Annotated in this window: 16 protein-coding genes, 2 tRNA genes and 2 pseudogenes; 12 read left to right on the top strand and 8 right to left on the bottom strand. The window is 62.7% G+C overall.

Features of this window, described 5'->3' with window-relative positions; translation table 11 throughout:
* Both QM741_RS01165 and ispG read left to right on the top strand, forming a co-directional pair.
* On the top strand, window positions 1–1,689 hold the full coding sequence (locus QM741_RS01165) for a hypothetical protein (protein ID WP_415205926.1): 1,689 nt from the start codon (window positions 1–3) through the stop codon (window positions 1,687–1,689).
* A gap of 144 nt (window positions 1,690–1,833) precedes the next feature.
* Window positions 1,834–3,093, top strand: coding sequence for a flavodoxin-dependent (E)-4-hydroxy-3-methylbut-2-enyl-diphosphate synthase (ispG, locus tag QM741_RS01160; RefSeq protein ID WP_415205925.1), 1,260 nt, complete (start codon window positions 1,834–1,836; stop codon window positions 3,091–3,093).
* Window positions 3,094–3,097: 4 nt separating this feature from the next.
* On the opposite strand, the gene QM741_RS01155 is transcribed toward ispG, so the two are convergent.
* Complete coding sequence (locus QM741_RS01155) at window positions 3,098–3,715, bottom strand: hypothetical protein (protein ID WP_415205924.1); 618 nt, start codon at window positions 3,713–3,715, stop codon at window positions 3,098–3,100.
* A gap of 12 nt (window positions 3,716–3,727) precedes the next feature.
* Window positions 3,728–4,696 (bottom strand): DMT family transporter, encoded by a 969-nt coding sequence (locus QM741_RS01150; RefSeq protein WP_415205923.1) that lies wholly within the window; start codon window positions 4,694–4,696, stop codon window positions 3,728–3,730.
* A gap of 158 nt (window positions 4,697–4,854) precedes the next feature.
* On the opposite strand from QM741_RS01150, the gene QM741_RS01145 reads away from it, so the two are divergent.
* From QM741_RS01145 to QM741_RS01110, 8 genes and pseudogenes are all read left to right on the top strand, one after another.
* Window positions 4,855–6,399 carry an amidohydrolase family protein gene (locus QM741_RS01145; protein ID WP_415205922.1) on the top strand — a complete coding sequence of 515 codons (1,545 nt, stop codon included), beginning with the start codon at window positions 4,855–4,857 and terminating at the stop codon, window positions 6,397–6,399.
* A gap of 70 nt (window positions 6,400–6,469) precedes the next feature.
* Window positions 6,470–7,245: pseudogene (gene kdsB, locus QM741_RS01140) on the top strand (3-deoxy-manno-octulosonate cytidylyltransferase).
* On the top strand, window positions 7,218–7,757 hold the full coding sequence (locus tag QM741_RS01135; RefSeq protein WP_415205921.1) for a low molecular weight protein-tyrosine-phosphatase: 540 nt from the start codon (window positions 7,218–7,220) through the stop codon (window positions 7,755–7,757). The pseudogene kdsB and the gene QM741_RS01135 overlap by 28 nt, the downstream one beginning before the upstream one ends.
* Window positions 7,754–9,736 carry an excinuclease ABC subunit UvrC gene (uvrC, locus tag QM741_RS01130; RefSeq protein ID WP_415205920.1) on the top strand — a complete coding sequence of 661 codons (1,983 nt, stop codon included), beginning with the start codon at window positions 7,754–7,756 and terminating at the stop codon, window positions 9,734–9,736. The genes QM741_RS01135 and uvrC overlap by 4 nt, the downstream gene beginning before the upstream one ends.
* Before the next feature lie 61 nt (window positions 9,737–9,797).
* A complete protein-coding gene (gene pgsA / locus QM741_RS01125; RefSeq protein WP_415205919.1) occupies window positions 9,798–10,358 on the top strand; it encodes a CDP-diacylglycerol--glycerol-3-phosphate 3-phosphatidyltransferase in 561 nt (186 codons plus the stop codon).
* Between the two features lie 59 nt (window positions 10,359–10,417).
* Window positions 10,418–10,493 (top strand) — tRNA-Gly (locus tag QM741_RS01120).
* 152 nt (window positions 10,494–10,645) lie between these two features.
* Window positions 10,646–10,719, top strand: a tRNA-Cys gene (locus tag QM741_RS01115).
* A gap of 666 nt (window positions 10,720–11,385) precedes the next feature.
* A complete protein-coding gene (locus QM741_RS01110) occupies window positions 11,386–11,772 on the top strand; it encodes a hypothetical protein (protein ID WP_415205918.1) in 387 nt (128 codons plus the stop codon).
* A gap of 120 nt (window positions 11,773–11,892) precedes the next feature.
* Here the strand turns inward: QM741_RS01110 and phoU are convergent, their stop codons facing one another.
* A complete protein-coding gene (phoU, locus tag QM741_RS01105) occupies window positions 11,893–12,603 on the bottom strand; it encodes a phosphate signaling complex protein PhoU (protein WP_415205917.1) in 711 nt (236 codons plus the stop codon).
* A 449-nt stretch (window positions 12,604–13,052) separates the two neighbouring features.
* Between phoU and QM741_RS01100 the strand changes: the two genes are divergently transcribed.
* Window positions 13,053–13,496 (top strand): ORF6N domain-containing protein, encoded by a 444-nt coding sequence (locus QM741_RS01100; RefSeq protein ID WP_415205916.1) that lies wholly within the window; start codon window positions 13,053–13,055, stop codon window positions 13,494–13,496.
* Window positions 13,497–13,573: 77 nt separating this feature from the next.
* Here the strand turns inward: QM741_RS01100 and QM741_RS01095 are convergent, their stop codons facing one another.
* Both QM741_RS01095 and QM741_RS01090 read right to left on the bottom strand, forming a co-directional pair.
* Window positions 13,574–13,990 carry an RHS repeat-associated core domain-containing protein gene (locus QM741_RS01095; RefSeq protein ID WP_415205915.1) on the bottom strand — a complete coding sequence of 139 codons (417 nt, stop codon included), beginning with the start codon at window positions 13,988–13,990 and terminating at the stop codon, window positions 13,574–13,576.
* Window positions 13,991–14,403: 413 nt separating this feature from the next.
* Entirely contained in the window at window positions 14,404–15,420 is a 1,017-nt protein-coding gene (locus QM741_RS01090; RefSeq protein WP_415205730.1) for an IS110 family transposase, read from the bottom strand.
* 479 nt (window positions 15,421–15,899) lie between these two features.
* Here QM741_RS01090 and QM741_RS01085 point away from each other — a divergent pair, with 479 nt between their 5' ends.
* Window positions 15,900–16,028: a hypothetical protein gene (locus QM741_RS01085; protein ID WP_415205914.1), complete on the top strand. Its 129-nt coding sequence runs from the start codon at window positions 15,900–15,902 to the stop codon at window positions 16,026–16,028.
* Here the strand turns inward: QM741_RS01085 and QM741_RS01080 are convergent.
* The 3 genes and pseudogenes from QM741_RS01080 to pstB all read right to left on the bottom strand — a co-directional run bounded on the left by QM741_RS01080 (window position 16,022) and on the right by pstB (window position 22,547).
* The gene (locus QM741_RS01080; RefSeq protein WP_415209052.1) at window positions 16,022–19,945 is read right to left on the bottom strand and encodes an RHS repeat-associated core domain-containing protein; all 3,924 of its coding nucleotides are present in this window, start codon (window positions 19,943–19,945) and stop codon (window positions 16,022–16,024) included. The two genes, QM741_RS01085 and QM741_RS01080, sit on opposite strands and share 7 nt — an antisense overlap.
* 66 nt (window positions 19,946–20,011) lie before the next feature.
* Window positions 20,012–20,731, bottom strand: a pseudogene (locus QM741_RS01075) (DUF6531 domain-containing protein); the annotation flags it as partial.
* A 991-nt stretch (window positions 20,732–21,722) separates the two neighbouring features.
* Window positions 21,723–22,547: a phosphate ABC transporter ATP-binding protein PstB gene (gene pstB, locus QM741_RS01070; RefSeq protein WP_415205913.1), complete on the bottom strand. Its 825-nt coding sequence runs from the start codon at window positions 22,545–22,547 to the stop codon at window positions 21,723–21,725.
* Between the last annotated feature and the right edge of the window lie 42 nt (window positions 22,548–22,589).

Below are 22,589 nucleotides of genomic sequence, written 5' to 3'. Positions count from 1 at the left end.
ATGAGTGCCGCTTTTGCCCGCCTGAAATCGATGCTGCCGACGCGGACCGACGCCGGGGATGCGGCGTTCGTTTCCGAGCCGAAAGCATTGCGCGGGTGGCTGGACAACCTGCCGTTGGTCAACCGCGGCTTTGCCCTGCTGCGGTTGCACGACATGCTGCGCGAATTCAACGTCACGCCGATCGCCGCGCGGCAACGCCTGTCCATGCTTGCCATGTTCGAGGGCGTGGCCGCCGGACTCGTCGATGACGCCCGCAACGAAGCGCGCGAATTCTTCCCGATGTCGGCCGAACGCCTCGAGGATGCGCGTCTGGCCAGCGAGATCGAGCGCGACCTTGCGCTCGGCTATATCGCCGTCGTCTGCGAGTTGTGCGCGCCGTCGGGCGAGGTGTCGTTCTTGCGGCGGAGCGTGGTCGCCAAGGCGTTGACGTACGCCTGCTGGCATCAGGGCATGCGGTTGTGGCTTGCGTCGCGGACGCATCGCAAGCCCGCCGAAGGCGTGTGGCGCGGCCTGCACGACCTGTTCCATTTCGCGATCGAATGCGGCTGCGCCGACCAGGCCAAGCTGGCCATGGCGGACGGCATGCGGGCGAGCGTGCGCTCGGTTTACGCGCAAGCCTTGCTGCATGCGTTCGCCAGACCCAACCAGTTCACCCAGCAGCAGAATCGCCAATTGCACGCGAGCCTGCCGGTGCTCGCGTCGTGGTGCGACATCCGGCCGGGCTACGCCCCGCCGGGGGCGATCGCCGTGTATGCCGCGGGTGACTCGTCGCCGCCGACGTTGCCGCGCTCCGGACCCGTCGACGCGGGCGACCGCTGGTTGCTGGACATCGGCCCTCTGCTCGTGCAGTTCGAAATCCTGCTCGCCGCGCGCGGCGAGGCGTCCGAGGTGAACGTGCGTGCGCGGCGCGACAATGTGCGGGCGACGTTGTCCGTCGATACCATCGAGGTGCTCAAGCGTGTCTGGTCCGAACGCATCGAACGCGAATTCCTGCGCAACCCGGGCGTCGGCATGTTCGAGACCGAGGTCGGCCTTCCCGGGCTGCATACCCTGCTGACGGGAGAGCGGGATCTCGATTTCGTGCTGCCGCCGATCGGTGAAGCGTCCGGGTCCGTCGCCGGCGGGGCGATGCGCGGCCCGGGATCCGCTGCGAAGTACGCGCTGGCCAAGGTCGTCGACCGCAGTCGGCGCGGATATCGCCTGCTTTGGGAAGTCGGCGAGGACGCGCGCGCGCGCGTCGGCGAACTGATCGCACTCACTGCGCTCGGCCCGAAGCGCCCGCGACAGTGGAGTTACGGCATCCTGCGCTGGCTGCGCGCGGATCCGAAACTCGGCATAGAGGCTGGCGTCGAGCTGCTGCCTTGTGTTCCGGTCGCCGTGGCCGTGTATGCCTTCGATGCCAACGGCATTGCGCGTGCGCCGGTGCGCGGCATCCTTGTCGATTCGCAGGACGCAGGGCCGAAGCGCTCGCGCGACGCGGGCATCTGGGTGTCGCGGCCGTTCACGCCGGACGCCGTGGTGATCGAGGTACTCCGTTTCGACGCTGGCGCCCGGGAAGACGCGTCGCGGCCCGTGCGCATCGCGACATTCTCCGTTCGCGATGCCGGCCTGTACCAGAAGATCGTGTTGCCCGACGAGGCACTGGATCGCATCGTGCAGCCGGCGATGGCCGCAACGAATCCTGCGTGACGCGCACGCGGAGCGGGCGCATCCGTCGCCTGCATTTCTCACGCCGCTTCTGCCGCGGCCGCCGAGGCGAACCGGTGCGGGAAATGCGGGTTAAAATGCGCGCACCAGCCGACCGTGCGTCGGCATCACACCGTGCGATAGTCCATGAGCGAATCCTCCCAGCCCGCCCACGCGCACGCGGCCGCGCAGCCGCGGCGTGCCTGCGTCGCCGTCCGCGTCGGCGGCGTGCAGGTCGGCGGCGCGGCGCCGGTCGTCGTGCAGTCGATGACCAATACCGACACGGCCGATGTCGCTTCGACCGCGAAGCAGATCGCCGAACTCGCGCGCGCGGGCTCCGAGCTCGTGCGTGTCACCGTGAACACGCCTGAAGCCGCCGCCGCGGTGCCGAGGATCCGCGAGCGCCTCGACATGCAGGGCGTCGGCGTGCCGCTGATCGGCGACTTCCACTACAACGGCCACCAGCTGCTCGCCGGCGAGCCGGCCTGCGCCGAGGCGCTGGCCAAATACCGCATCAACCCGGGCAACGTCGGCTTCGGCAGGAAGCGCGATGTGCAATTTTCCACAATTATAGAATTTGCGCTGAAGCACGCGAAGCCGGTGCGCATCGGCGCGAACTGGGGCTCGCTCGACCAGGCCATGGTCGCCGCGCTCATGGACGAAAACCATGCGCGCGCCGAGCCGTGGGACGCCGCGCACGTCGCGCGCGAGGCGCTGATCCGCTCGGCGCTCGATTCGGCCGCGCGCGCGGAGGAACTCGGCATGGCGCGCGACCGCATCATCCTCTCGTGCAAGGTGTCCGGCGTGCAGGAACTGGTCGCGGTCTATCGCGACCTCGCCGTGCGCAGCGACCATGCGCTGCACCTCGGCCTGACCGAGGCCGGCATGGGCTCGAAGGGCATCGTCGCATCGTCGGCCGCGCTCGCCGTGCTGCTGCAGGAAGGCATCGGCGACACGATCCGCATTTCGCTGACGCCGGAGCCGAACGAGTCGCGCACGCGCGAGGTGATCGTCGCGCAGGAATTGCTGCAGACGATGGGCCTGCGCGCGTTCACGCCGCTGGTCACCGCCTGCCCGGGCTGCGGGCGCACCACGAGCGTGTTCTTCCAGGAACTGGCCAAGACCGTGCAGGAGCACGTGCGCGCGAAGATGCCCGAATGGCGGATCAAATACGACGGCGTCGAGAACCTCACGCTCGCGGTGATGGGCTGCGTCGTCAACGGGCCCGGCGAATCCAAGCACGCCAACATCGGCATCTCGCTGCCCGGCACGGGCGAGGCCCCGGCGGCGCCGGTGTTCATCGACGGGGCGAAGGCGATGACTTTGCGCGGCGAGAACATCGCGCAGGAATTCGTCGGCATCGTCGACAATTACATCGCGACGAAATTCGTCCGGCGCGCCGCCTGAGCGGCTACTGCTCGAACTGCACGGAGTCCTTGGTATCGCAGCGCGGCACGGGCTTGTTCTCGGTCTGCAGCGAACGCGCAAGCCAGCACTCGTCGTAGACCGAGCAGTAGCAGATCTCGATCGTCGTGCGTGGTGTCGCCGTCTGGAACGCCCTGGCCCGCTCGGGCGTGTTCGGCTTGACCATCTCCACCGTCGTTTCGCGATTCGTGCTCGGCGGCAGCACGATGCCGTTGAGCGACGAGGTCTGGCCATGGAATTCCTGGTCGGGCGCGATCTTCGCGAATACTTCCGTCCAGTTGCGATAGGGCTGGCCGTCGACGAGCACGCGCACCGATTCGATCTTCGCCGGGCCGACGCCGTTGTTGTCGACGCGCCAGGAAAACGCTTCGCGCCCCGGAGCCGAGTACTCGTTCTTGCCGATCGTGACGTAGGGCCACACGCTCGCGCGCGCCTGCGTCTGCATCAGTTCGGTCTGCGCCTGCATGAGACGCGCCTGGTACGCGCTCGTCGCCAGCGCAAGCACGCTCAAGGCGAGGGCAGCCAGACTGCCGGCCTCGGCAAGACGCGAGCCGCGGGGCGTGCGATCGCTGGCGGAGGCCGGGGGTGGCGATGGGGTGTCCATGCGTCTGCGTTCTCAGATGGGCTGGCTCGATTCGCCGGATGCGAGTTCCGCATCGGTCGCTCCGCGCCGCGCGAGCCGGGTTTCGCGATGCGCGATGTACAGGTTGGCCGCGATGATGATCGCGGCGCCGGCGAGCGTACCCGCATCGACCGACTGGGCGAAGACGAACCAGGCGCATATCGACACGACCGGCAACTGCAGGTAGTTCAGCGGCGCGAGCGCGGAGACTTCGCCCATGTGGTAGGCGCGCGTCATCGTGATCTGCCCGGCGGTGCCGAGCAGGCCGACGAGCACGGCCCAGAGCCAGCCGGTCGCATCCGGCGACGTCCACGTCGAAATCGCCAGCGGCAGGGTAACCACGCACATGATGGCGGTCATATAGATCACGATCGCGTCGGCCGGTTCGCTGCGCGAGAGGAACTTGATGCTGATGTAGGCCGATGCGGCGAGCATCGCGCCGCACAGCGCGACGAGCATGCCTTCGGAAAAATGCACGCTGCCCGGACGCATGATGACGAGCACGCCGAGGAAGCCGATGACGACGGCGCTCCAGCGCCGCGCGCGCACGATCTCGCCGAGTAGCAGCACGGCGCCGACGGTGACGAACAGCGGCGTCGAGAACGAGATCGCCACGGCCTGCGCCAGCGGCAGATGCGCGAGGGCCCAGAACGAGGCGAGCATCGATCCCGCGCCGAGCGCGCCGCGCAGCAGGTAGAGCCGGAAGTGGTTCGTGCGCAGCAGGGCGAGGCCGCGCCCATGCAGCAGCGGCAGCGCGAACAGCAGGCCGAACGTGCTGCGGAAGAACGCCATTTCGAAGGTATGCAGGCCGCGCTCGGTGCCCAGGCGCATGACGATCGCCATGAGGCCGAACAGGACAGCGCTCGTCGCCATGAGCAGCGCGGCCCGCAACGGCGTGCCGGAGCGCACGGGGCGTTCGGCCGGAATGGCGGTCGCGAATGGGATTCGAGGTTCGGCGGACATGAGGGTGCGGGCGCGAAGACGACGCGCATCTTAGTCGAATCCGCCGAATACGATCTCTGTTATTTTACGAAGCCTCATCGTGTACACATTACGGGGACATCATGCATTTTCGGGGTTTGGCAGTGGTTGGCTTGATGCTCGGAATGTTGGGCGCGGTTATGCTTGCGCCCGCGTCGCCGTCGGCAGAGGTGGTTCCGGCTCCGCCACGGCACGAAGGCGAAGGGCCGTATCCGCAGCTGATCCTGCGTGGCGTGACCGTGATCAACGGCAGCGGCAGCCCGGCGTTCGGCCCGGCCGACGTCGTGATCGAGGGCAACCGCATCGTCAAGGTGCAGTCGGTCGGCAATCCGGGCGCGCCGATCGATGCAGACAAGCGGCCCAAGCTCGCCGCGGGTGGCCGCGAGATCGATTTGGCCGGCCACTACGTGATGCCGGGCATCATCGACATGCACGGCCACATAGGCGGGGCCGAACAGGGCACGCCGGCGGAATACGTGTACAAGCTCTGGCTCGGCAACGGCATCACCACGGTGCGCGAGCCGGGTTGCCTGAACGGCGTCGACTGGTGCGTGAGCGAAGCGCGGCGCAGCGCGGCGAACGCGATCACCGCACCGCGCATCTTTCCGTACGCGGCGTTCGGCTTCAAGGAGCGCGAGCCGATGACGCGGCCCGAACAGGGGCGCGAGTGGGTGCGCGAGATGAAGGCCAAGGGCATCGTCGGCATGAAATGCTTCGGCTATCGGCCCGACGTGCTCGAAGCCGCCTTCGCGGAATTGAAGAAGCAGGGCATGCGCAGCGCCTGCCACCATTCGCAGACCGACGTCGCGCGCGTCAACGTGCTGACCACGGCGCGCTGGGGCCTGACCTCGATGGAGCACTGGTACGGCCTGCCCGAAGCGCTGTTCGACGATCGTACCGTGCAAGACTATCCGCCTGCGTACAACTACAACAATGAAGCCGACCGCTTCGGCCAGGCCGGGCGCCTGTGGGCACAGGCGGCGCAGAAGGGCAGCGACAAATATGAGGCGGTGATCGGCGAACTGCTCAAGCTCGATTTCACGATCGACCCTACCTTCACGATCTACAACGCCGCGCGCGACCTCATGCGCGCACGGCGCGCGGATTGGCACGAGGAATACACGCTGCCGTCGTTGTGGGATTACTACACGCCGAACCGCGATCATCACGGCAGCTTCTTCTTCGACTGGGGCAGCGAAGACGAGGTGGCGTGGCGCCGCAACTATCAGCGCTGGATGGAATTCGTCAACGACTACAAGAACCGCGGTGGTCGCGTCACGGTCGGTTCGGACTCGGGCTTCATCTACCAGCTCTACGGCTTCGGCACGATCCAGGAACTCGAACTGCTGCGCGAGGCCGGATTTCACCCGCTCGAAGTGACCCGTGCGGCGACGCTCAACGGCGCACAGGCGCTCGGCGAGGAGCAGCGGCTCGGCACGGTCGAACCCGGCAAGCTCGCCGATCTCGTCGTGCTCGGGGAAAATCCGCTGGCCAATCTCAAGGTGCTCTACGGTACCGGCCACATCCGCCTCGGCGACGACGGCAAGGTGCACCGCGTCGGCGGCGTCGAGTACACGATCAAGGACGGCATCGTGTTCGACGCGAAGCAGTTGCTCGCCGACGTGCGCAGGATGGTCGCCGACGAGAAGGCGAAGCGGCATATCGAACGCCTGCCGCAACCTTGAGCGGAACGCCGGGGGCGCTTCGACTATGATGAGGCTCTCCCGCTTCGCAACTGCGTGAAAAGCCAATCGCATGACGCAACCGTTCATCGTCGCCATCCCCGCGCGCTATGCGTCCACGCGCCTGCCCGGCAAACCGCTGCTGGCGCTGGCCGGCGAGCCGATGATCCGTCACGTCGTGCGCCGCGCGCAGGCGGCCGGCGCGGCGCAGGTCGTCGTCGCCACCGACGATGCGCGCATCGCCGCGGCGCTCGACGGCTCCGGCGCGACGGTGGCGATGACGCGTGCCGACCACGCATCGGGCAGCGATCGCCTTGCCGAGTGTGCGGAGCGCCTCGGCTGGGCGGACGACGCGATCGTGGTCAACCTGCAGGGCGATGAACCGCTCGCGCCGGCGGGCGGCATCCGGGCCGTCGCCGAGACGTTGTCGCAAAGTACCGCGCCAATGGCGACGCTGGCGACGCCGGTCGCGAACATCGAGGAGTTCCTCAACCCGAACTGCGTCAAAGTCGTCGTCGCCGATGACGGGCATGCCTTGTATTTCAGCCGGGCTCCGGTGCCGTGGCCGCGCGATGCGTTCGCGGCATCGCGCGACGCGCTGCCATCACAAATCCCGTTTCTGCGCATTTATACCTATCGCGCGGGGTTTCTGCGCAGGTTCGCCGCGCTGGCGTCGTCGTCTCTGGAGCGCGCCGAGTCCTCGAGCAACTGCGCGCGCTGGAGCACGGTGACCGCATCGCCGTGCGTCTGGCACCGGAGCCACTTCCGCCCGGTGTCGACACGGTCGAGGAACTCGCGCATGCGCAGTCGCTGTTGCGGAAATGGGGTTCGGCGCCAATTCCCGCGTGAGTCGATACTTGCCGCCTGCTTCCGTTGGGTCGATGACGATGAAACGAATTCTGTTCGTCTGCATGGGCAACATCTGCCGTTCGCCCGTGGTCGAGGCGGTGGCGCGTTCACGCTTCGCGCGCGCCGGGCTCGACATCGAGGTGGATTCGGCGGGCACCGAGGATTACCACGTCGGCGAGCCGCCGGATCGGCGCTCGCTCGCGAGTGCGTTGGCGCGCGGCTACGACGCTTCCGCGCACCGCGCGCGGCAGGTCGAGGCGGATGACTTCGCGCGTTTCGACAAATTGCTCGTGATGGATCGCATGAATCTGCGTGCGCTCACCAGCATGGCGCCGGGCGAAAATCGTGACAGGATCGCGATGTTCCTGCCGTGGGCAGGCCTCGAGGAGCCGCACGATCTGCCCGATCCTTACTACGGCCACACGCAGGACTTCGACAACGTCGTGACGTTCGGCGAGCGCGGCGTCGACGGCTTGATTGCGAGGCTCGGAAAGCCCATAAAGGTGCGATGACAGAAAATGCCCCATCGTTCGACGGCAAGGAATTCGTCCGTACCTTGAGCGGCTCGCCCGGCGTCTACCGCATGTTCGACGCGCGCGGCGAACTGCTTTACGTCGGCAAGGCCGGCAACTTGAAGAAGCGCGTCGGCAGCTATTTCCTCAAGCCGCGCCTCGAGCCGCGCATCATGTCGATGATCTCGCAGATCGCGCGCATGGAGACGACGCTGACGCGCACCGAGGGCGAGGCGCTGCTGCTCGAGGCGCAACTGATCAAGTCGCTGAAGCCGCGCTACAATATCCTGCTGCGCGACGATAAGAGTTATCCGTACGTCTACCTGTCGGAAGGCGAGGACTTCCCGCGCATCGCCTTCCACCGCGGCGCGAAGACCGGCAAGGGAAAATATTTCGGCCCGTTCCCGAGCGCCTGGGCGGTGCGCGAAAGCCTCAATCACATGCAGAAAATCTTCCTCGTGCGCCAGTGCGAGGACAGCCACTTCCGCAACCGCTCGCGGCCGTGCCTGCAATACCAGATCGGCCGCTGCAGCGCGCCCTGCGTCGGCCTGATCGGCACGGAGGAATATCGGGACGGCGTGCGCCACGTGGCGATGTTCCTCGACGGCAAGAGCGATGCGGTGATCGGCGAACTGGTCGCCGCGATGGAAGCGGCAAGCGCAGCGCTGCAATTCGAGAGGGCGGCGAAGTTGCGCGACCAGGTGTCGACGTTGAAGCGCCTGCTCGCGAAGAACTACGTGCAGGGCGCCAGCGCCGATCTCGATGCGATCGCCTGCCGCATCAGCGGCGGCGTGGCTTGCGTATCGGTCATGTACTTCCGCAACGGCGTCAATCTCGGCTCGCGCGATTTCTTTCCGAAACTGCCGCACGCCGCCGATGCCGCCGACGTGCTGACCTCGTTCATCGCGCAGTACTACGTCGACAAGCCGGTGCCGCGCGAACTGCTCGTCGAACGGGCGCTGCCCGACGCCGGCCTGCTCGCGCAGGCGTTCGCCGAGCGGGCCGGGCACGAGGTCGAGATCAAGCACAGCGTGCGCGCCGAACGCGCGCGTTTCCTCGAACTCGCGGCGAAGAACGCCGAGGCGGCGCTGGCCGCGCGCCTGGCGAGCAACGAGACCCAGCGCGAGCGCTTCGAGTCGCTGCGCGACCTGCTCGGCCTCGACGAAGCGCCGCAGCGCCTGGAATGCTTCGACATCAGCCACACGATGGGCGAGGCGACGGTCGCGTCCTGCGTCGTCTACGGCCCCGAGGGACCGATCAAGGCCCAGTACCGGCGCTACAACATCGCCGGCATCGAGCCGGGCGACGACTACGCGGCGATGCGTCAGGCGCTGGAAAGGCGCTTTCGACGTGCCGCTGTCGAGCCCTCTCCCCCGAGCGCTCTTGTCGGGGGAGAGGGTGGGGTGAGGGGGCGCACTTCGCTTTCGACGGCAGAACAAAATGCAGAAGCCCCCCTCACCCCAGTCCTCTCCCCCAGCGATAAAGCGGCGGCTGGAGGAGAGGGGGAGAAAAGCACGGCGGAGACGGCGAACCTTCCCGACATCCTGCTGATCGACGGCGGCAAGGGCCAGGTGCAGCAGGCGCTGGACGTGCTCGCCGACCTCGCGATCGCGGGCGTGCTCGTCGTCGGCGTGGCCAAAGGCGTCGAGCGCCGGGCGGGGCACGAGACGCTGATCCTCGGCGCCAGCGGCAAGACCCTGTGGCCCGGCCCCGAGTCGCCGGCGCTGCATCTGGTTCAGAGCGTGCGCGACGAGGCGCACCGCTTCGCGATCACCGGCCACCGCAAGCGGCGCCAGAAGGCGCGCGACACGAGCAAGCTCGAGGACATCGCCGGCATCGGCGCGAAGCGGCGCGCGGTGCTGCTCAAGCATTTCGGCGGACTGCCCGGCGTGGTCGACGCGGGCATCGAGGAGATCGCCCAGGTCAAGGGCATGAGCCGCGAACTGGCCGAGAAGATCTATGCGCTGCTGCATGGCTGAACTCGTGTTGCTTTCCTGTGTCACACTGCGACGAGTTGAAATTTCCCGAAAAATCCAAGCAATGCCCCTGACCTGGCCGACCATCCTCACCCTGTTCCGCATCGCGCTGTTGCCGGTGATGGTCGTCGTGTTCTATTCGGATTTCCGCGGCGCCAACGTCACCGCCGCGTTGATCTTCCTGCTCGCCGCGATCACCGACTGGCTCGACGGCTACATCGCGCGCCGCTACGACATGTGGAGCGCGTTCGGCGCCTTCCTCGATCCGGTCGCGGACAAGCTCATGGTCGCGGTGACGCTGTTCCTGCTCGTGCAGGAAAATCCGACGCCGCTGCTCGCCGTGACCAGCGCGGTCATCGTCGGCCGCGAGATCACGATCTCGGCGCTGCGCGAGTGGATGGCCGAGATCGGCGAGCGCACGCGCGTCAACGTCGCCGTGCTCGGCAAGGTCAAGACGGTGATGCAGATCGTCGCGATCGAGGTGCTGCTCTACCAGCACGACCTCGAGGGCCTGCGCCTGTTCCATGCCGGCGAAACCCTGCTCGTGATCGCCGCGGCGATGACGATCTGGTCGGCGTTCGAGTACCTGCGCGCGGCATGGCCGGTGCTGCGCGACCGGTGCTGACCCGGCCTGCAATTTTCTATTGACAGACACCCCTCGAAGCGGCATTATTTCCGGCCCACGCGGGAATAGCTCAGTTGGTAGAGCACGACCTTGCCAAGGTCGGGGTCGCGAGTTCGAGTCTCGTTTCCCGCTCCATGATTTCTGTATTCGTCCGTGAATACGAAAGTCAAAAGGCGGCCGTCTATGGCCGCACTTTTCACGGAAGAGCTTGCAAACCTCGGCGCCAAAACCGGGGTTTTGTTTTTTCCGGAACGCGTTGCTACGCTTTCCGGCGCCTTTGATGCTTGGGCGGGGTGGCAGAGTGGTCATGCAGCGGCCTGCAAAGCCGTGTACGCCGGTTCGATTCCGACCCTCGCCTCCAACATCAGGTAACTGGAAATCACGCAACATCACTGAAACCGCGCTCTGACGCGGTTTTTTCTTGCCCGCAGTTCCTTGAACGTACCGGAACATCACTTGTCATCACCCAATTCTGGCGGTAACAGCTCCTGACTTGGAGCGGAGTTACCGCCATGTTGACGCCTTCGAGCTTTCGCGGATTCAGTTGATGCTGCTTCTGCGATTGCGCTACGCCATAAGTTTGGAAACTGAAAACGAAAAAACCGCCCCAAGTGAACGAGGGGCGGCTTTGGATGGTGCCCGAGGCCGGAATCGAACCGGCATGACCGTGAGGTCGAGGGATTTTCTTGCCACTTCGGCTTTCGCCGCCAACGCATGCGCTGTTCGTAGTCTGGAGCACGCCTTCACCATAGCCTTTCGGCCGTAGGTGCCCACCGTCTGCTCTCTACACCTTCCCGGCCATTCAGCCTGGGCTTGGCTCGGCGTTGGCTCGGACGCTTAAAAAGCGCGCAGGGCGTTCGCCGACTTTGACGGGCTTCACCTCTAGGGTTTCCCCTGGAGGGCTCAAATTGTTCAAGTCCCTTGTGTCTACCAGTTTCACCACTCGGGCATGACTGGAACCACGAACTTTACACCACTTTTGCTCGGCCCCTAACTGGCCCCTGGCATCTGGCGTGCACAACGAAGCGTGCGCCATGAAGGGCGCAACCTGTCGTACTTCCTGACGCTGGCGCTCACGCTCGGCGGCGGCATGGCGGCGCTGCACTACCTGCTGACCGGACAGGGCCCGAGCAGCCTCAAGGACTACTTCTTCCCCAAGACGGGCCGCAAGAACGACGACGACAGCGACGAGCGCCTGCAACTGCCGAACTACTGGGTTGATCATCATGTTCATGCGGTACCTCCCGCGCCGTTCTGGCTGGCATCGATCGGCAATCGTTGCGTCGCCGTATCCGCGCGGAGCTTGACGCCGCGGAACTGCGCGGCGATATACTCGGCGTTCTGCGTTCTGGACGCCGCCGAAGTGTTGCGCAAAGGCAACCGCTGTCCGCCTTGTGGGTACGGTTGTGGGTAGGAAATAGCCCGATCGCTTGAAAACCGCGCTACAGAGCCATTTTCTCGCGATCAGATGGCGGAGTGTCCCGCACCATTACGTGACGACACCTTTCAGCTTCCGCCGCTGCCGAAGCGGTCTTCAGGCATTCGCTTCCACCTGGTCCAGGCTGGTCTTGTCGCCCTTCGGCCGCGGCGCGTCGAGCACGTTGCCGGTGACCAGATAGTAGATCGACTCGGCGATGTTGGTGACGTGATCGCCGATACGCTCGACGTTCTTGGCGATGAACATCAGGTGCGTGCCGATCGCGACGTGCTGCGGATCGGCCTTCATGTAGTCGATCAGGCGGCGCGAGATGCCCGTGTAGGTGTCGTCGATCTGCTCGTCGCACGCCCACACCGTGATCGCCTTTTCCTGGTTGCGTTCGCCGAACGCGGTGACGACGTCGGCGAGCTGCTTCTTCGCGAGTTCGCCGAGTTCGCCGATCTCGACCAGCCAGGGTTCGGGCGAGTGCGCGTTGAGCGCGATCACGCGCTTGCAGATGTTCGCCGAGAAGTCGCAGATGCGTTCGAGTTCGACGACGACGCGCAGGGTCGAGATGACCTCGCGCAGGTCGCGCGCGATCGGCTGGCGCAGCGCGAGCACGCGGATCGCACGCGATTCGATGTCGCGTTCGAGCGCGTCGACGTCGATGTCGTCGCGGATCACGCGCGCGGCCGCCTCCACGTCGCGCGTGCGCAGCGCGGTCATCGTCGCGGCGAACTGGCTCTGCGCCGATTCGCCCATGCGCGCGATCGCGGCGTTGAGCTGGGAAAGTTCGTCGTCGAAGCTTTTTACGATATGGTCGGACATTGGTTTGCGTTCGAAATTGAGAAATCAAATAGTCGTGTTACACCGAACTACAATCGAAGAAGAACCTTTTCATGTGGCGGCGTTTGTTCCATAAGTGATAAGTGAACCTGACCCGGTTCGCTTCGCAGCCTTGATGTGATGCGGGTTGGCGGGCACAGCGAGCATAGACGCGGATCGCTCTGGGCAAAATTTTTCTCGAGACGGATTTTGAGTCAGTGCGATGACAATCGCAAGACAGGTTTTTCGCTTATTGAGACTTTCGTAAACCAGTGACGTCATTCCGGCAGGGATCGCCGGAATCCAGTCACAGGGATGTGAACCTCACGCACACCGCGACGTTGCCGTCCGTGGCACGGGATTCCGGCAGTCCCTGCCGGAATGACGGAAAATTCGACCGTCACTCATTTACGAAAGCCTCAATAACATAAGTCAACCTGGAATCGTTTTCGGTGCCAACCAAAGTGCTGCTGCAGGCCGTCAAGCGCCATGCCGCGCGATTTCCGGACGACTTCATGTTCCGGCTCAACGCCGAGGAGTTCGCCGCTTTGAGGTCACAGTCTGTGACCTCAAACGCCGGCCGCGGCGGTCGCCGCTACGCGCCGTATGTGTTCACCGAACAAGGCGTCGCCATGCTGTCCTCGGTGTTGAACAGTCCACGCGCCATCGCCGTCAACATCGAGGTCATGCGCGCGTTCGTGCGTCTGCGCGAAGCAATCGCCGGCAATCAGGAACTCGCGCGCAAGTTCGCCGAACTCAAACGGCGCGTCACGCGCAAACTGGAGAGTCACGATCAGGCCATCACCGGCATCTTGAAGGCCATCCGCGAACTGATGGCGCCGCCGCCTGAGCCGAAGAAGCGGCCGATCGGGTTCGCTGTTCCGGGCAACAAGTAGCAGCTAAAGGTAAAAGTGTAAAAAGGGATTTTGTTGCGCAATATTGCAAAACAAGACCCGACCCTAAGCCCGCGACCCTAAGCCCGCAGTCCAGCAGATGGACCTACAGCAACAACAGATATTCTGAATCGCTCACCAAGCGCATCGCAATCCGACGTCAAGTCAGCAAATAACACTTTTCCGCCGGCTCCGATCGCTGCGCCAATTTCGAGAGAGTCAACAACCTTCCAGCGCGCCAATCCATGCGTGTCGCGAAAGAGCAGAGGATTCGAACCTACGTACGAATATGTGCTAGGCCCACCTCTCAATCCAATCGGATCACTTTCAACATACCTGCCTGTCGTCGGGTCGTAATCTCGGAAGTAGTTGTAGTTCAGCCCCGTTTCGGCATCGAAGTACTGGCCAGGGAAGCGCAGATTGACCACCAACGTCTGCACGCTCGGCGCATTGGTACCGAACGCCGCTCCCGCCCCGAAGTAATCCCACTTCCACACGGCCGGTAACGGTGTCAGGCGGTAACGGTGTCACCATTTCGCCGCCTCCGTCAATAGGCAACAAGATATCCACTCCGCTCGGAAGAGCGGAAGAGGAACGGTAATGCCGTGTCGTGAATGAACCGCTGCCTGGTGTTGTCGGGTGGATGCGGAAGGATTCCGCCCAGTCACCGTTCTGGATCAAGGCTTCTCGCCCCTGAGCTGCGCTCCCAAACACTCGTCGGTTGCCATCGTGCCGTCCAGGTGCCCGCGATGCGGCGCACAGATGCCTGATCTCACCCGAAGGGGATCAACCCAAGAGGGCTCGGACGATGGGCGGTTTCCTCCAACACGGGCGCCGGCGAGGATCGCTATTCAGAGTCCGGGCTGGACGCCAACCCCGTTGCGAGCGGATCGCCGCCGGCATGATCGGATCATCCGAACGCGCGCTGCACGTCGAAGCGGCCGCCGTCGCGCATCAGGAAGTAGCCGGCTCGTGCGAGCTTGTGCGCTACGGCCTTGCGGGCGACGACCTTATGGCATCGACTGGCCTTGCGATCGAACCAGCGCTGGATGGGCGGGCTGAATCGCGTGGCAAAGTTCGCCGCTTCGATCCATGCCCAAGCCAGGTAGCGATTGCCGCACTTGCGGTTGCCGTGGCCTTTCTTCTTGCCGTTGGAAATGCGCTCACTCTTGACCATGCGGCAATACGAAGCATAGTCGCCCACCTCGGCGAAGCGCGCGACGTCTCCGGTTTCCAGCGCGATCGTCATGGACAGAATCGAACCGACGCCCGGTATCGAACGCAATACGCGCTGTTCGCTATGGCGGACGGGCGAGGCGAGGACCCACTTTTCCACCTGCCGAATCTGCTCTTCCACGTGCAACCAGACCTGCAACTGAGCCAGCACGCCATAGCGCACCGACGGATCGGGCAAGGCCCGCTCGATGACTTCGCCCGAGAGCTGGCGCACCGCATTGGCCGAGATGCGCTGTCCGGTATGTCTGGCCCAGCTCGATTGCACCGACAACATCAGACCGACGGCCATGCGCACCAACTGGAAGCGGCGACGCAGCAGGTCGCGAATCGCACGCTGATCGCGCGGGTAGATATACCCTTCGGGCAGAATCCCCAGACGCAACAGATGCGCCAAGTGCCGGGCATCGGATTCGTCACCGCTGTACTTGAGTCCGTCGTACTGCGGCACGGCCGCGGTGTTGGCCAAGTGCACACGATAGCCATGATCCTTCAGGCCATCGACGAGCCAATACCAGTTGTAGGTCGATTCGACAACCAGACCGGCAATCTCCTCTCGAAAAGGCTCCAGCGTTTTGAGGATTGCCGGCAATTCATTGGGTAAGCGGCATTGCCGCAAGGGCCGATCGGTTTCGTCGATCACGGCCAGCACGCTATTGCTGGAATGCAGATCGATGGCTGCGTAAAGTGACATGGCTGCCTCCTGTCGCGGGGGGGATGTTCAGAACTTCGCAAGTCCGAACATACCGCCACGCGCAGGCGGCGGCGACATGAGTCTTCAGGTTCACTTATTTGGCGCAGCCATCAGCAAAGTGCCTCAGAAAGTGCCTCTGACACCGTTTTCGGACACCGTTTTCGTTGCGCCGCGCTCCGTGGCTCATCTTGAACAATGGCGAGTAACGTTGTTCAACGCGAAGCCTTGTCCTGTAAGGCTTCCAGCACTTCGTTGTTCACACCCTTTTATCTTGTCGCCCCGCCCGCGTGTAGCTGCCCTAGTTCAGTGGTCTTGTTGAAAGTGTCCTTCCCTCCAAACACGAAGGACTTTGATCGATAAGTGCGCCCCTCGCACTTCGCCTCGAAGTAGTAGTCCGCGGGCTTTGCCAGCAAAACAAAACTTTCCTCGAAACTCCGACCAACGGTTCTGTAGTCAACCTGACGGCCAGAGCTGGCCGCATGAATCCCAAGAATGCAGCTTGTCTGCTGCTCTGGCTCATCTGCCAAGATTCCCGTAACGCGAATGAAGGTGTCGCCTCTCACAAGGCAGCCGGCACAAAGCAAGCACGCGCCCAGCAAGACTACTGAGAGCAGTTTTCTGCTAAGCATTTTTTGAGCTCGTCAAGGTGTTCACGTGCAAACTGGTTCGCGGCATCTTCATACTTGTTGCCGTCTGAGGAACCGTGCTTGCTCCACTCCCAAGCGTACTTCAATACAGACAACTCGCCAGTATTCCACTGCTCCAACACGTGGTAGTACTCGTGCAGCACAAGGAAAGGGTTGTTGAAAAAGTCATCGCATGGGAAATCGGGCGGCAACCGAATTTCGTTCCGCCGCGTCGTGATGAAGTCATTGCTCATGACCTTCTTGTTGTGAACATCGATCCCACCGATGGGTTTGCCAAAGATTTTCTCCAGGCACTTCTGGAGCTTTGCGCCAGGTTTGCAAAGCCCGAAGGGATCAATTTGTGCTAACGGATTGGCCCCCACGTACCCGTAGCCGTTGATCCCACCGTCCAACCCGATTGGGTCGAACTGCAAATATCTGCCGGTCGCGGGTTCATAGTCCCGGAAGTAGTTGTAGTTCAGCCCCGTTTCGGAGTCAAAGTACTGGCCGGGGAAGCGCAGATGCATAGTGTATGTGTCACCGCTTCCACTGGGGTCCTCGTCCGGCATGTGCTCGCCGAACGCGCTGCCCAACGCGTCCCAGCTCCACACCACCTCGTCCGTCGCCGCCGTGTCGCCCGGCGCAATCACCCGTCGCGGCGTGCCGAGTTGATCTGTCTCTGCATAGTAAAGGTTGCCGTCGCGAACGACGCCCACCAGTATCGCGTCCGCCCACACGTATTCTGTCGTCGTGGATATCGGTGGTCCCCGAGTGCAGGTTTGCCGATCCATACCCTGACACATCGTTGTGGTTTCCGTCTCGTTCAGCAGTTTCCCGTCCAATGAGTAGACGAACGTCGTCAGGTCGGTGATGAACGTGCTCTGCCCCGATGGTGTTGCCAGACGGACGCTGCTTCCCCCACCTCCTTGCGTTCGTTGCACGACCTTCGTTACGCGTTCGCCCTTGCCGTTGTAGTCGTACTCGTACCCTCCTGCCTGCACCAGTCGGTTGCGCTCGTCGTAAACGAACGTGTCTGTGCCGATTTGCGTCGTATTGCCGTTCGCATCGACGGTCCGTGCCGTGCCCGCCACGTTCAGCAGGCGGTGACTGGTCAACGGCGAGGAATAGGCATAGGTGTCGGTGCCGCCGTTCCGTGTCTTGCTTAGCCGATCGCCGGTGTTGTTATAACTATAGCCTTCGAGCGTGTTGGCGCTGCCGTCCTGCACTTGAGTCAAGCGATACAGCGGGTCGTAATGGTAGCTGCGTGCCGTCGCCCCAGCGCTCGCGCTCGTGAGATTGCCCAGTCCGTCCACGCCCGCCTGCAGCGCCAAGCCGTTCGGGTCGGAACTGGCAATCTGGCTGATCGCGTAGTCCTGGTCATAGCTCTTGCTGAGCGTCCTGCCGTTGCCGAAGGTGATCGTCTTCATCGGACCGAACGGTGCGTAACTGATCCCGCTGACCAGGGTGATCGGTGTGGCATCCATCCAGGTGATCGCGGTAATACGCCCCGTCGCATCACGGTCGTAGCCCACGGTCATGCCGCTGGGATAGATCACGAAGCTCACGCGGTCAGCCAACGTGTAGACGTAGGCAGTGGTCGCCGTACCGCCTCCGGTCTCCTGGGTCATTTGGGTGAGGTTGCCGCGCCAGTCGTAGCAGTAGTGGGTAGTCCCGCTACTGTCCGTCATCGTGGTCAGCCGCCCAATCCGATACGAACCAGTGCAGCCGGTGATTCCGTCGGCTTCGTCGTAGGAGTAGGTAATGGAACTGCTTGGGTAGCTGATGCCGGTCAGACGGTTCAGAGCGTCGTAGGCGTACGTCGCCGTGATGCCGCGCGCATCGGTCTGCGTGATGCGATTGCCGGCCGCATCGTAGCTGTAGCCGCTCGTTCCGGTGTCCGGGCTCTGCAACTGTGTCAAGTTGTTAAGGCCATCGTAGGTATAGCCGGTGACTAGGCCGTCCGGATCGGTCACGCTGCGCAGGTTGTCGCGGGCGTCATAGGCATACTGCGTGGTCGTATCTTTCGTCGTACCGGTGCCGGCATGATCCTGGAGCGTCTTGAACAAGCGGTTGAGCGGGTCGTATTGCTGCTCGGTGCCGACGCCGTTGCCGTCGACCGAGTAGATGGCGTTGCCGTTGCCGTCGTAGCCGTTCGTGTAGGTGATGCCCGAGGGGGCGGACTCGGCCGGATTCTGGTAGGTCTGCACCGCCGCGCTCAAGGCATTGAGCGTTTGGGTCAGGTGGCTCAACTGGTCGTATTGGCGCGAGAGCGTACGCTTGAGCGTAGCGGACGGATCCTTGGTGTCTTCTTTCGTGCGGTTGCCGGTCGCATCGAGCGTGTAGTGGATCGTGTTGTTGAGATTGTCGGCGATGTCGGTCAGGCGGTGCGCGGCGTCGTACGTGTAGGCCAGATAGGCACCGTCGGGCTGGGTGATCTGGGTCACCTGGCCGACGTTGTCGTAGCCGAACGTGGTGGTCGCGTCGTTGGCCGAGGCCGAACCGTTGGCATTGGCGCGCACGGTGCGCGTGAGCAGCCAGCCGCGGGGGTGGTAGGTGAAGTCCGTCAGTGTGCCATTCGCGTCGGACTGACGCGTGACGCGGCCGTTCTTGTCGTAGCTAATGTAGGTGGTGGACTGATTCAGCGCGTTGGTGACCTGATTGAGGTCGCCGAGGTAGTGACACGCGCCGCCGGGGGTGGCGCAGCCAGACGTGTCGGTGGTCTGGTAGTAGGTATAGGTGGTCACCGACGAGACATCGGTGCGCGGGCCGGTGACGGTGAGGGCGAGGCCGACCAGAGGACACGTACCGGCCGTCACGCCGGCCTGCTCGCAATACGTGTAGGACGTCTGGCGCACGCCGGTGGGTGCATTGGCCGATGCGCCGCAAGTGTAGGACGAGGCGGTGGCGTTGGCGGGGTCGATCTCGCAGCGGAACAGCACTTGGCCGCGGGTGTTGTAGGCCCACTTCGTCAGCGACTCGGTCACGCCGCTCGCATTGACCACGGTACGCGAGTCGGGGACGCGGAAGTTGGCGTTCCAAACTGTGTTGGTCGTGCGTTGGGCCGAGGTGCCATTTGCTTCTATACGCTGGGTCTCCAAGCCGCGCGTGTCGTCATATGTATAATTCGTGACGCGGCCGTTGAAGTCGGTAGTCGACTGAGGATATCCGGCTGCATCGTACACTTGACTCTGGGCAGCACTGGCGGTGCCACATGCTGCACATGGCTGCGTCGATGACGCTTGTTTCACGACACCTAGTACGGCCGAAAATCCATATGTGCGCTGGCTTGTAGTTGTGCCGGCAACATCGATCCATTGTTTTGCAGAAGTCGTTGCTGTCAACGTTGTCCGGATATCGCCATTGAAGGTAAGTTCTACGCGATCAGTCGTGTCATTCACCCCTCCATGGACGCTTAGCCACGCTCGCCCCGAAGCATCGTACTGCCACGTCGCGTAGCGGCTTGTGTTCTCATCCACAATACCAGTCAATTGATATGGTTTCCCATTGCTGCCCTCACCGTATACGTATGTGCGGGTTACCGTGCCTGTTGCGCCCGGGCTCTTAACAGTTTGCAGATAAGCCTTGCTGTTAACGACGGTGTAGCTGTACTGGTAGCTTGTTCCATCCGGCAGGGTCACACTGGTCAACAAATTGACCATCGGCTGGCTCGAGGGGCCACCGCCTTGATATTGCTGGTATGACAACGTAATCGTGCGCCCTCGCGCGTCTTGAACATTAGTGAGATGCCCATTTGGGTTGTATGTCAGCGTCTGAGTTTGACCGTCTCGATTTGTGACCGACAATAGCTGACCGTCCGTGTTGTACAGTTCCACTTCGTCGAGCGGAGTTACAAGCCGCCATCCGTTGAACGCTCCCGTTCCGTCAACTGTCTGATTCAATGTGTATGCAACATCGCTGTCTGCTACAAAATTGACGCCGGGTCCGACTTGATTGAACGCAAATCGATCTCCGTCTGACCTCAGTACATAAGCGGTATTTATCGCAGTCGTCTGGACAAACCGAATTACTCGGTCATACGTGCTCCGCCACTGAGGCCCGAGAGTTGAAACCTCCCAGAATGGTCGATCGGCAGAAGTGTTGTATCCACTGCTGTAGTAGCGATCAAAGCGGAGAGGAAAAGCGCCGGACAGAACAAAATCCGTCTCTGTCTGCAGCTTGTAGCCAAGAGCAGAGTGAATTGGATTAGTCCCATTCGCTGGACATTGATGATTGTTTTTGTCCGGAATGACACCCTGTGGAGCACAAGTGGATCCATTCCAAATATATCCAACAGGGCAGGCTACTGTTCGACTTCGTTCTACAGTTAGCCCATCTATAGCTGAATTCGTACATTGAGGTGGGCTAAAAAAGTATTTGACTGTTGGATTGCGAGAATTCCAGTATTCAACTCCTAAGGTATACCACGGATAATAGTTGGTACTGCCGCAAGGCCCTGGCTGCTGCGCTGCCGGGGTGCCCCAAGCTGAAGGGTCATATAGTTGCCACGAATTGCAACCGGGGACATTGTACGATTCGTTGGCCTCTGCAACGAAAGCATCCTGATAATTCGTAAACCCAACAAGCCAGCTATTGCACCGTACCGATTGATAGTTCCATGGGCCAATCAATGGAGCAACACCCGAAAGCTGACCGGCTTCTGCAGCGGTGGCTGCAAAGATGAGCATGGCCAACTGCACGAATTGTGCAAAGTATCCTAATGGCATTTTGGATATCCTTAAATTTACCTACCCGTAAGCTAAGGAACGTCTGAACAAGGTCACCCTACAACGCTCGGAACGGCCAAAAGCGGGTCACTCTCCTACAGCGAGAAAATAACTTCCCGACGGGGAAAATTCCAAGAGGGGGATTGCCGTTCTGAATCCGACTAAGAAACCTCAGGGTCAGGTCTTGTTTTGCAACATATCGCGAGCCAATATTGGCTCGCACCTTGTATTGCAACCTGCGCCATGCGAATGATCACGCCAATCTTGCGAACTCCATGTTTCATCCGTTTTCCCCAAGGCCGCTGAGCGCTAGTCCCATTGTGCATACGACTTTGCATAGATGGTACGGCAACATTCCGCACCGGGATGTAGGAATTACGTGAACGGTCGTGTAAGAGAAATACCTCATGGAGTACTTGGTTCGCGTCAAACCTCAGCTCGTCATTCCGGCGAAAGCCGGAATCCCGCGCCTTTCGTTCCCGATCCCATATGCAGGAGCCAAGTCACTGGATTCCCGCCAGAAGCATGCGGGAATGACGAGCCAAAGCAAGTAGCCCGGATGAAGCGCCAGCGGAATCCGGGGCACCTTCTCCCGGATTCTGGCGCCTACGCCTGCATCCGGGCTACTTGCTTCACGCGCGGCACTGGAGAGCCCGATGGTATGCGCTGCGCGCGCGCGCCTTGCCGGCGTATCCCGATGCGTTCGGCCGTGCGCGAAGCGCGCGCTACGTTTTTGCCGAATGCGATCCAGAATTTCCGTCAAGCAACGCAGCATGTCCTCGGCCCTTTCCGTGTGATGGCGGGGCAAATGGAAAATAGCCCGGGTGAAGCTTAAACGAAATCCCGAGCGGTTACATCCCGGATTCCGGCGCGTTGCGCCTGCATCCGGGCTACCTGCTTTCCTCATCCGTCCTTTTGGAGCACCTTCTCCCGGCGGGAGAAGGGAAGCCAATCAGCCGTACCGTCCGGTGATGTAGTCTTCGGTCATCTTCTTCGTCGGGTTCTCGAAGATCGTGGTCGTGTCGCCGAACTCGATCAGCTCGCCCAAGTACATGAAGGCCGTGTAGTCGGAGACGCGCGACGCCTGCTGCATGTTGTGGGTGACGATCGCGATCGTGTAGCGCTCCTTCAATTCTTCCACGAGCTGTTCGATCTTGCCGGTGGCGATCGGATCGAGCGCCGAGGTCGGCTCGTCGAGCAGGATCACCTCGGGCTTCAGGGCGACCGCGCGCGCGATGCACAGGCGCTGCTGCTGGCCGCCGGAGAGGCCGAGCGCGCTGCCGTTGAGCTTGGACTTCACCTCGTCCCACAGCGCGCCCTGGCGCAGCGCTTCCTCGACGCGCGCGTCCATGTCCGCCTTGGACAGCTTCTCGTAGTGGCGGATCGCATAGGCCACGTTGTCGTAGATCGACATCGGGAACGGCACCGGTTTCTGGAACACCATGCCGACCTTGCTGCGCAGGCGGTTGAGCGGGTATTTCGGATCGAGGATGTTGTCGCCGTCGAGCAGCACCTGGCCCTTGGCCTCGAGCTTCGGGTAGATCGAGTAGATGCGGTTGAAGATGCGCAGCAGCGTCGACTTGCCGCAGCCCGAAGGGCCGATCAGCGCGGTGACCTTCTTTTCCGCGATGTCGAGGTTGACGTTCTTGAGCGCGTGGAACTTGTCGTAGTAGAAATCCAGGTCCTTCGCGGACATCTTCGGCGCCGCGGCGACGTCCGCCGCTTTCGCGTCGGCGCCGGGCGGCGGCGTGATCAGGGATACGCTGGTGTCGGCCATTCTCATTTCCTTCGCGCCTCGGTGGCGTCGGTGTTGCTCGTC

The organism is Rudaea sp. (assembly GCF_047601565.1).
Taxonomy (GTDB): domain Bacteria; phylum Pseudomonadota; class Gammaproteobacteria; order Xanthomonadales; family Rhodanobacteraceae; genus Rudaea.
The sequence above is the reverse complement of the archived record's forward strand: the minus strand, read 5'-3'. Positions and strand labels throughout refer to the sequence as shown.